The organism is Pseudomonas sp. NFACC46-3, assembly GCF_900114515.1.
In the GTDB taxonomy this organism is placed as follows: domain Bacteria; phylum Pseudomonadota; class Gammaproteobacteria; order Pseudomonadales; family Pseudomonadaceae; genus Aquipseudomonas; species Aquipseudomonas fluorescens_Q.
On the sequence record NZ_FOTH01000001.1, the window covers coordinates 730,716 to 738,326 of the forward strand.

General features: G+C 62.8%; 7 protein-coding genes. 5 read left to right on the top strand and 2 right to left on the bottom strand.

Annotated features, from left to right (window positions below):
• Positions 1-10: 10 nt before the first annotated feature.
• Entirely contained in the window at positions 11-2,374 is a 2,364-nt protein-coding gene (locus BM300_RS03010) for a DNA polymerase II (RefSeq protein ID WP_092461976.1), read from the bottom strand.
• A gap of 322 nt (positions 2,375-2,696) precedes the next feature.
• Here BM300_RS03010 and BM300_RS03015 point away from each other — a divergent pair, with 322 nt between their 5' ends.
• From BM300_RS03015 to BM300_RS03035, 5 genes are all read left to right on the top strand, one after another.
• Entirely contained in the window at positions 2,697-3,137 is a 441-nt protein-coding gene (locus BM300_RS03015; RefSeq protein ID WP_003200075.1) for a CBS domain-containing protein, read from the top strand.
• A gap of 69 nt (positions 3,138-3,206) precedes the next feature.
• A complete protein-coding gene (locus tag BM300_RS03020; RefSeq protein WP_092223933.1) occupies positions 3,207-3,803 on the top strand; it encodes a paraquat-inducible protein A in 597 nt (198 codons plus the stop codon).
• 11 nt (positions 3,804-3,814) lie between these two features.
• A complete protein-coding gene (locus BM300_RS03025; RefSeq protein WP_063325133.1) occupies positions 3,815-4,459 on the top strand; it encodes a paraquat-inducible protein A in 645 nt (214 codons plus the stop codon).
• Positions 4,440-6,098, top strand: coding sequence for a PqiB family protein (locus BM300_RS03030; RefSeq protein WP_092223931.1), 1,659 nt, complete (start codon positions 4,440-4,442; stop codon positions 6,096-6,098). The genes BM300_RS03025 and BM300_RS03030 overlap by 20 nt, the downstream gene beginning before the upstream one ends.
• Positions 6,099-6,115: 17 nt before the next feature.
• Positions 6,116-6,652 (top strand): PqiC family protein, encoded by a 537-nt coding sequence (locus BM300_RS03035; RefSeq protein ID WP_092461978.1) that lies wholly within the window; start codon positions 6,116-6,118, stop codon positions 6,650-6,652.
• Position 6,653: 1 nt separating this feature from the next.
• Here the strand turns inward: BM300_RS03035 and BM300_RS03040 are convergent, their stop codons facing one another.
• A complete protein-coding gene (locus BM300_RS03040) occupies positions 6,654-7,283 on the bottom strand; it encodes a glutathione S-transferase family protein (RefSeq protein WP_092344417.1) in 630 nt (209 codons plus the stop codon).
• Positions 7,284-7,611: the final 328 nt, after the last annotated feature.

Here is a 7,611-nt window from a genome sequence, read left to right on the forward strand (position 1 = left end):
ACCCTCGTCATCAGAACAACCCCATCTGCCCCCCCACCAACGTCGAGAAATCATCGTCCACAAACGGCAGGATCGCATCCGCCACCGGTTGCAGTTGTTTGCTCACGTAATGGTCGTAATCAATCGGCGCGCTGCGGATTTCCAGCGGCTCGGGGCCGGCGACGGTGATGACGTAGCTGATCCAGCCGCCATTCTGGTATTGCCGTGGCCGGCCCTGGCGCTGGTTGAACTCATCGGCCAGCCGCGCAGCCCGCACATGGGGTGGGACGTTGCGTTCGTAGTCTTCCAGGGGCCGACGCAGACGCTTGCGGTAGACCAACCGATCATCGAACGCACCGGCCAGGGTCTGCTGCACATAATCGCGCACATAATCCTGATAGGGCTGGCGGTGGAAGATCCGCCCGTACAGCTCCTGCTGGAATTGCCGTGCCAGCGGCGACCAGTCGGTGCGCACGGTTTCCAGGCCCTTGTAGACGATTTCGTCGCTGCCATCGGCACGGGTGACCAATCCGGCGTAGCGTTTCTTGCTGCCCTCCTCGGCGCCGCGGATAGTCGGCATCAGAAAGCGCTTGAAATGGGTTTCGAACTGCAGCTCCAGCGCACTCTCCAGGCCGAACTCATCGCGCACCTGCTCACGCCACCATTGGTTGACGTGGGCGACCAACTCGCGACCGATCCTGGCCGCTTCCTCCTGGCCATGGGCACGACGCAGCCAGACGAACGTGGAATCGGTATCGCCATAAATCACCACATGCCCCTGGGCTTCGATCAACTGGCGGGTGCGCTGCATGATCTGGTGGCCGCGCAGGGTGATGGACGAGGCCAGGCGTGGATCGAAGAAGCGACAGCCGCTGGAACCGAGCACGCCATAAAAGGCGTTCATGATAATTTTCAATGCTTGGGACAGCGGCGCATTGTGCTCGCGCTTGGCGGTTTCCCGGCCTTCGGAGACCCGCGCCACGATGGCCGGCAGGCAATGGCGGGTACGGGAGAAACGCGCCCCGCGAAAGCCTGGCACCGACTCCTGGTCAGCCGGGTGGCGCAGCCCTTCGATCAAGCCCACCGGGTCAATCAGGAAAGTGCGGATGATCGATGGATACAGGCTCTTGTAGTCCAGCACCAGCACCGACTCGTAGAGCCCCGGCTGGGAGTCCATGACAAATCCACCCGGGCTGGCCTCGGGCGGACGCTGGCCGAGATTGGGGGCAACGAACCCCTGACGGTGCATCAGCGGCATGTACAGGTGCGTGAAGGCCGCCACCGAACCGCCGCTGCGGTCCGCTGGCAGGCCGGTGACGCTGGCCCGCTCCAGGAGGAACTTGAGCAGTTCGGTCTTGGCGAAGATCCGCGTCACCAGCTCGCAGTCCTTGAGGTTGTAGCGGGCCAGGGCCGGCTTGTCCTCGGCGAACATGCGGTTGATCTCGTCCATGCGCTGGTACGGGTTATCGATGGACTTGCCCTCCCCCAGCAGCGTCTGGGCGACGTTTTCCAGGCTGAACGAGGGAAAACTCCAGGTCGCCGAACGCAGGGACTCGATACCGTCGATGATCAACCGGCCAGCGGCCGAGGCGAAGAAGTGGTTGTTGCGCGCTCCGTGCTCGCGCCATTGCATCTCTTCCCCACCACGCCCCAGGCGCAACGGCACCGCCAGGCGCCGGGCATGTTCATGCAGTACCCGCAGGTCGAACTGCACCAGGTTCCAGCCAATGATCGCGTCAGGGTCGAAACGGGCGAACCAATCGTTGAGTTTCTTCAGCAGCAGCGTGCGCGATTCGCAGTATTCCAGCTGGAAATCCACGCCGGTATCGTCACCATTGGCTGGCCCGAGCATGTAGACCTGGCGCTCGCCGCAGCCTTCCAGGGCGACGGAATACAATTCGCCCTGGGCGGTGGTTTCAATGTCCAGGGACACCAGGCGCAACGGTGGGCGGTATTCGGGCGCCGGTTTCATCTGGACATCCACCAGCAGGCCATCGGCGGCCGGCGTACCGCCGAACCACACCGGGGCGGTGATGAAACGCTCCATCAGGTAGCGCTCAGGCGGCCGGATGTCTGCTTCGAACACCTCCACGCCAGCGCGGCGCAAGGTGGTGTCCAGGCGCATCAGTTGGGCGTGTTGCTGGCAATACAGCCCCAGCACCGGACGATGCTCGAAATCCAGCAGGTCCAGGGGACGCAACTCAACGTCCTTCTCCCCTTGCAGCAGCGCTTCGGCCTGGCCGCGCTGGATCTGCGGCACGAAGGCCACCGACGTCTGCACCGGCAAGCGCACGCGCCGGGGACCGGCGTCGGTCGCCAGCCAGAACTCGACTTCGATGCCGGCCGGGGTATCGCGCCAATGCCGGGTCAGGACGAAGCCCTGCTGTAAATCCACCGCTGCAACCTCGAATTTTGCGTAGGCGGTGATTCTACCTGTGGCGAGGGAACTTCACCTGCCCAACTGACACACCACCCACCCGCTTTTTTTGTGGCGAGGGAGCTTGCTCCCGCTGGGCTGCGCAGCGGCCCCTTTTTGCGATCGCTGCGCGATCGAGCGGGAGCAAGCTCCCTCGCCACAACGGCGCCTGGCCACGGGATTGAGGGAAATCCCCGGGCAATGACGCTTTTGGACGACTGGCCGCCGCTTTACCGCTTGCTCTGCACCGTTGGGTCTACGATGCTTTAACAACCAGCAAAACAACACCTGAGGCTCCCCCATGAAAACCGTCGCGCAGTTGCTCCGGATAAAAGACGAGAAGAACCAGCAAGTGCACACCATCTCACCGGACGACATGGTATTGCAGGCCCTGATGCGCATGGCCGAGAAGAATGTCGGTGCCTTGCTGGTGGTGAAGAACGATGAAGTGCTGGGGATCATCAGCGAGCGCGACTATGCTCGCAAAATGGTCTTGCGCGGTCGCTCATCGGTGGGCACGAAGGTCAGTGACATCATGGTCTCCCCCGTGATCACCATCGACCCGCACCAGAACGTCGAGACCTGCCTGAGCATCATGACCGAAAAACATCTGCGGCATTTGCCAGTGGTGGAGGACGGCAAACTGGTCGGCCTGCTGTCCATCGGCGACCTGGTCAAGGAAGCCATCGCCGAACAGGCCGATCTGATCAAACAACTGGAGCAATACATTCGCGGGGAATGATCCGTTCGGTCGGGTTGCTCATTTCCAAGGCACTTCTATATTGAAGGGGTTGTTCCTGCGAGCATCCCGATGGCCGACACCGACCGATTGATCATTTGTGAACATTGCGATGCGGTGTACGAACCGGTGATGCTCGCTGCGCACCAGAAAGCCTCGTGCGTGCGCTGCCACGCGGTGATCCAGCGCTACAACGGCCTGACCATCGAGCAGCGCCTGGCCTTGAGCGTGACCGCGGCGGTGCTGTGGGCCTTCGCCAACATCTACCCGATCATGAGCATCCGCCTCCAGGGCCTGAGCAACAGCGCGACGTTATGGGATTCCATCGTGGCGCTGAACCAGGGGCCGATCGCCTTCATCGCCCTGGTGACAGCGGTGGCGATCATCATTGCACCAGCCTTTCAATTGGCGCTGCTGCTCTGGGTACTGGGCCATGCCTACCTCCAGCGGCGGGCGCCGGGGTTCAACCTGTGCATGCGCAGCCTGGAAACCCTGCGGCCCTGGAGCATGCTGGAGGTGTGCCTGCTGGGCGCGCTGGTGGCGGTGATCAAGCTCGCCGGCCTGCTGGACGTGCTCCCGGGCATCGGCCTGTTCGCCCTGGCGGCCTTGAGCCTGCTGATGATCCGCATTGCCGGGCGCGATGTCCGCGACCTTTGGGACAGCCTGTGAACGGCCAGCCGCTGGACACCCCGCCAGAGGCCCGCGACCTGGGCCTGTGCCTGTGCCACAGCTGTGGCCTGGCCTGCGACATGACCGACGAGCCCGAAACCTGCCCCCGCTGCGACGCCGCCCTGCATCGACGCAAACCCGACGCCATCACCCGCACCTGGGCCTACATGCTGGCCGCGCTGGTGTTCTACATCCCGGCCAACCTGCTACCGGTCATGAATACCCAGATGCTCGGTGAAGGCGCCGACAGCACCATCATCAGCGGCGTCATCGAGTTCTGGCAAAGCGGCGCCTGGGACATCGCCCTGATTATCTTCATCGCCAGCATTGCGGTGCCCGGCATCAAGTTCGTGGTGCTGACCCTGTTGCTGGTGACCGCACAGCGGCGCAGCACCTGGGCCCAAGTCCAGCGGGCGAAGCTGTACCGGCTGGTGGAAGTCATCGGCTACTGGTCAATGCTCGATGTGCTGGTGGTGGCCCTGGTGGCGGCATTGGTCAAGTTCCAGGCATTGAGCGACATCGAACCACGACCGGGCATCCTGTTCTTCGGCCTCGTGGTGCTGTTCACCATGCTGTCGGCCATGAGTTTCGACCCCCGGCTGATCTGGGACACTCAACCATCCGAGGAGGTCATGGATGAAGTCGCAAGCCACTGACGGGCAGCAACCCGCACCCGGCCGCGCCCACGTCACCACCCGCCGCTGGACGGTGTCGCTGGTGTGGATCGTGCCGATCATCGCGGTCCTGGTGGGGCTGTCCCTGGTGGTCCACAACTGGCTGCAGGAAGGCCCGACCATCACCATCACCTTCAAGACCGGCCAGGGCCTGACCGCCAACAAGACCCAGGTGAAATATCGCAACGTGGTCATCGGCCAGGTCACCGACGTGCAACTGAGCGAGGACCAGAAGAACGTCACCGCCACGGTCAAGCTCGCCAAGACTGCCGACACCTTCACTCACGAAGATTCGGTGTTCTGGGTCGTACGGCCACGCATCGGGGCCGGCGGTATTTCGGGGATCGACACCTTGCTGTCGGGGGATTTCATTGGGGCCGACGCCGGTCAGTCGAAAGTGCGCGCCAAGTCCTTCACGGGCCTGGAGAACCCGCCGCCCATCACCTACGGCGAACCAGGCAAGCGCTTCACCCTGCACTCCCAGGACCTCGGTTCACTGGACATCGGCTCGCCGGTGTACCTGCGCAAGATCCCGGTGGGCCAAGTCGTGTCCTACGCCCTGGACGCCGACGGCAAAGGCGTCAACATCGACGTGTTCATCAACGCGCCCAACGATGTGTATGTCACCGAAAACACCCGGTTCTGGAACGTCAGCGGCGTCGACGTGAACGTCGGCGCCAACGGTTTCGCCGTCAAGACCGAATCGCTCTCGGCCTTGCTCTTGGGTGGCATCGCGTTCCGGGCACCGGAGTACAGCCCCAACGACACCGCCGCCAGCGAAGACAAGACCTTCGAGCTGTTTGCCGACCAGCAGAGCGCCCTCGCCCCGCCCGATGGCAAGGGCCAATACCTGGCCCTGCGTTTCGACCAGGCCCTGCGCGGGTTACGCGTCGGTGCGCCGGTGGAGTTCCTCGGCGTGGAAATAGGCAGGGTGGTGGCCATCAACCTCGATTTCGATGAGAAGCAACGCAGCTTTCCGGTTAACGTCGGCGTGGTGATCTACCCTCAGCGCCTGGGCAAGGCCCATGAAAAACTGCTCAAGTCGCTCAACCACGACCCCGAAGACGAAGCCGCCAGTGCCCGCCTGATGGGCAGCTTCGTCGAGCGCGGCCTGCGTGCCCAGGCCCGTAGCGGCAACCTGCTGACCGGGCAGTTGTACATCTCGCTGGACTTCTACCCCAAGGCTGAAAAAGTGGCCTTCGATCCCAGCGCCCGCCCCGTGCGAATCCCGACCCTCCCGGGCAGTCTCCAGCAATTGCAAGAACAACTGCAGACGATGATCGAGCGGATCAACAAACTGCCACTGGAGAGCATTGCCGGCAACCTGGATGGCAACCTGGTGGAGCTGCGCAAAGGCCTGGCCCAGTTCAACAGCAAGACCCTGCCGGGCGTGCAAAGCACCTTGCAAGACGTCAGCAAGACCCTGCAATCGGCTAACTCGACCCTGGCCGAAGATTCACCGCAGCGCGAACAACTGACCCAGACCCTGGACGACCTGGGGCGCATGTCGCGCTCGCTGCGCGAACTGTCGGACTACCTGAGCCGCCATCCCGAATCGCTGCTTCGCGGGCGTCCCAAGGACGCACCGGCGCAGAACCTCACATTGCCGGTGAAAGAATGATCACAGGAGCCCGCCCCATGCCACTGACGCTGAAACTCACCCTGGTTGCCGTGGCATTGCTGCTCGGCGCCTGCCGCAGCGATCCGATCCACTACCACACGTTGAGCCCGGCCCAACCGGCAGGCCAATCGCACTCCAGCGTGGACATCCAGATCGAACAGGTCAGTGTCCCACCCCAGGTGGATCGCACCCAGATGGTCATTCGCCAAGGCAACAGCGGGTTGGCGATCATGGAAACCGAATGGTGGGGCGCCAGCCTGGCCGATGAACTGCACAGCAGCCTGGACGAACAACTGAGCAACCCTGGCGCCCCCAAATCATTGCTGCGGGTAGAGGTGCAACGCTTTGACTCGATCCCTGGCCGCTATGCCCGCATGGATGTGCAATGGCGACTGCGTAACCTGGGCAACGACGCCCGCCCCATCACGTGCCGCAGCAGCCTGCAAACGCCGGCGGGCGCCAGTATCGACGAGCTGGTGACGGCGCATCAGGAGAATGTCCTGCAATTTGCCGGCCTTGTCGAGCAAGCGGCTGCACGCAAGGCGTGTCCTTGATTCACTCAGGCCAATGCAGCGACAGCACCGGCGCAACGCGCGGATGGTGGTCAATGCGCTCCAACAGCTCATGGAACGCTGGACGGGCGCTCAGCATCGCCTCCCGCGTATTTCTCCACTTCGTGATCACGGCCGCCAGGATATCCAGCGCTCCGGGTTCGTCACCGCCTAGAAAAGGTCGGGCCGGGAACTGGTCGGCAAACAGCGCCCAATTGCGATACAGCCGTTGCTGCGTGCCGGATATCAATCGCTGTCGAGTCGCTTCGTCCGCCTCGTCCAGCCAGCGCTCCGGAAAATCGATAATGCCGATGGGCGTGTAGCAATTGGCCGCGATATAGACCAGGCCCCGTATGGCCTGGGCACGCTGGGCCGGGTCTTGCGGGAGCAGCTTCGATGCTGGGAAGGTCAACCCGAGGTGAATCAGGATCGCCGCTGCTTCAGTCAGCACCGAACCGTCCGGCAACTGCAGGGTCGGCACCTGCTTCAGAGGATTGACTGCCTCAAGCTCTTTCGCCGCATCGTTGTCTTGCGTCGAATAGGCGTCGACCCGCCGATAAGCCACCTCACAGAGACACAGGGCAACCTCCACCGCCGAAGAGCCGGATTGCCTGCAACCGAATAACTGATACATGAACGTACCTCCTGCATAAGCGTTATGCCGGTAGAGCCCGCGAGCCCATCAGTGTTCCATCGAGCTGACCGGTAGCGGGACAACGAGGTATCACTGCCATCGATGTTCACCATCATGTCAATGAAGTTCTCTTGATGATCGCCCGGGACAACAATGGCCCCACACAAACCACTGCACCCCCGGAGCACACCATCATGAAACGCCAAGTCATCCTCAGCCTCGCTTTCTCTGTACTGGCCGCCAACGTATTTGCCGCCTCCTCCCAACCGGTCGTCGCCGAAGGCGGTTCTGATCGCCTGATCGAAAACCGCGTCGCCGAAGGCGGTGC

Coding starts and splice junctions, on each gene's coding strand:
- BM300_RS03015 (WP_003200075.1), top strand. CDS start 2,697: ATGAAAACCGTCGCGCAGTTGCTCCGGATAAAAGACGAGAAGAACCAG.
- BM300_RS03020 (WP_092223933.1), top strand. CDS start 3,207: ATGGCCGACACCGACCGATTGATCATTTGTGAACATTGCGATGCGGTG.
- BM300_RS03030 (WP_092223931.1), top strand. CDS start 4,440: ATGAAGTCGCAAGCCACTGACGGGCAGCAACCCGCACCCGGCCGCGCC.
- BM300_RS03035 (WP_092461978.1), top strand. CDS start 6,116: ATGCCACTGACGCTGAAACTCACCCTGGTTGCCGTGGCATTGCTGCTC.
- BM300_RS03040 (WP_092344417.1), bottom strand. CDS start 7,283: ATGTATCAGTTATTCGGTTGCAGGCAATCCGGCTCTTCGGCGGTGGAG.